Below are 1,967 nucleotides of genomic sequence, written 5' to 3'. Positions count from 1 at the left end.
GTTAAAGGATCTTCTTCGCATGGCTGCATCGCTTCCGGCTTCGGATAGGACGCATCTTCCGGATCCAATTCCAAAAACGGATCTATGCAGTACACTATGGTATCTAACGTATTTTGTATAATACAACCATCCGGCTTGTCTAACAATATAGTAGCTTCACAGGTACCACCTCCACACGCATCCAACAAAAAGGTCACTCGTGCGGTAATATCCTTTCCTACATGATTTTTTCGCAAAATATTGTCCGGGATAATAATACCATTGGCATAAGTCAACTCAACCCGGTAAAATTCCGGATTCTTAAGCGCCAACCTGTTTTCTATTAATAGCATATCCGGGGTTACTTCGATCTCACATTCGGTCGTAAAGCCCATTGAAATGGATCCGTGACAATTCACCGGTGGACAGGGTATTACATAAGCAGGATCTTCGTTATCCTCGTCACCGTCAGGATCACCGTCGTCCACATTGCCCGTTCCATCTCCATCTACATAATCATCCGCCGGGCTCTCTGACAACCCACCCGCGTCATTTTCCGGATCCTGGTCAAACATCCCGTCAATATCTTCGCGCTCCATCCCGGATGTATCCGCAGCCATACTTACTTCCGCTCGATTAATCATCCCCGCAGGATCATAATTATTATTCACCACTAATATTATATTAACATTCGTACTTTCACCGGGATACAACGTATCCGTTATGGTATGGGTGACTGTAAGGCCTGATGCGGTCCATTCTGGATTTAATGCGGCAACGAAATCATACCCCGTGTTGACATAATCCGATACGTCAATGTTAGTAGCAGCCACACTTCCCTGATTGAATACATCTATTCGGAAGGCGATCTGGTCTCCAGGTGCTCCCACTTGTGCATTAGTTGTCTTACGTAGAGCCAAATCAAATACTTCCACATGGGCGGGATCATGATCGTCTTCACTCCCTATTCCGTCTCTCGTAATACTTTCGATATCATCATCACCTGTCAAACCGGGATAAATTGCTCGCTCTTCCGGACTGTCACTATCCGGCTCACTATCGATATCCATCCCGGCGATATCCATACCCCCCATCCAGGCGCGCGTGATCTCCGAATAATTCACCCAGCTGCGATCCGTTGGTACACTAATTTGCTCCAAAGTCAAATAGATACTTGTATGCATCGTATCCCCTACCGCAAACGGACCGGGTACTACGGTCGTACTGTCAGGCTGCCAACCATTCATCACATTTTCCGGGATATTCGGGTCAAAGGTATAGCCTTCGGGCACATAATCCCTGACCTCTATACTATCCACCATCACACCTTCCTGGTTGACTACATATATATCAAATTTAATTAAATCCCCATACGCAACGGGGAAAGGTGTCTCCACACTATCCACCTGCTTGTAAAGTGCTAAATCCAGGAATTGCACCCCCGCTACATCGTGGTCATCGTCACTACCTTCATCATCCCGTCCTGTACTCTCTATATCGTCATCCCCGGGATCTCCCAGGCCTACCGTACGCTCTTCCTCACTGTCACTGCCCGGCTCACTGTCCATGTCATCGCCACCGATCTCCACACCCGCCGTGTCATATACCTCGGTGATCTCCGCATAGTTCCACCAACTCGCTTCCATCGGTACTGCCACATTCTCCAGGGTCGTATACAGGCACACCGTATCCGATTCACCAAATTCCAATCTTCCCTCCTGCATGACAGTCAGGTTCGATTGCCATCCCTCAGCCACATTCCGAGGATCCGACGGATCGAAACTATAACCTGTAGGCAAGTAATCTTCGATACGAATGCTGTCACTCGATACATTACCCTGATTTGTCAGGATAATATTGAATTTTATCGTACTTCCAAACATTTCTGGCAGCAGGGTCATCGTTGAATCGACCTGCTTGTACAATGCCAGATCCACTACCCGTACCCGGGCCACATCGTGATCATCTTCATCATATTCGGCTGCATC

At 47.6% G+C, this 1,967-nt stretch carries 1 protein-coding gene; it reads right to left on the bottom strand.

All coding sequences use genetic code 11. The features are described from left to right. A partial coding sequence (locus LVD47_RS23230; protein ID WP_236981102.1) for a DUF11 domain-containing protein occupies nt 1-1,967 on the bottom strand: 1,967 nt, incomplete at both ends.

The sequence above is a fragment of the Membranihabitans maritimus genome (assembly GCF_021729145.1).
Lineage (GTDB): Bacteria > Bacteroidota > Bacteroidia > Chitinophagales > Saprospiraceae > Membranihabitans > Membranihabitans maritimus.
Note: the sequence above shows the minus strand (reverse complement) of the source record. Positions and strands in the feature narration are given on the sequence as shown.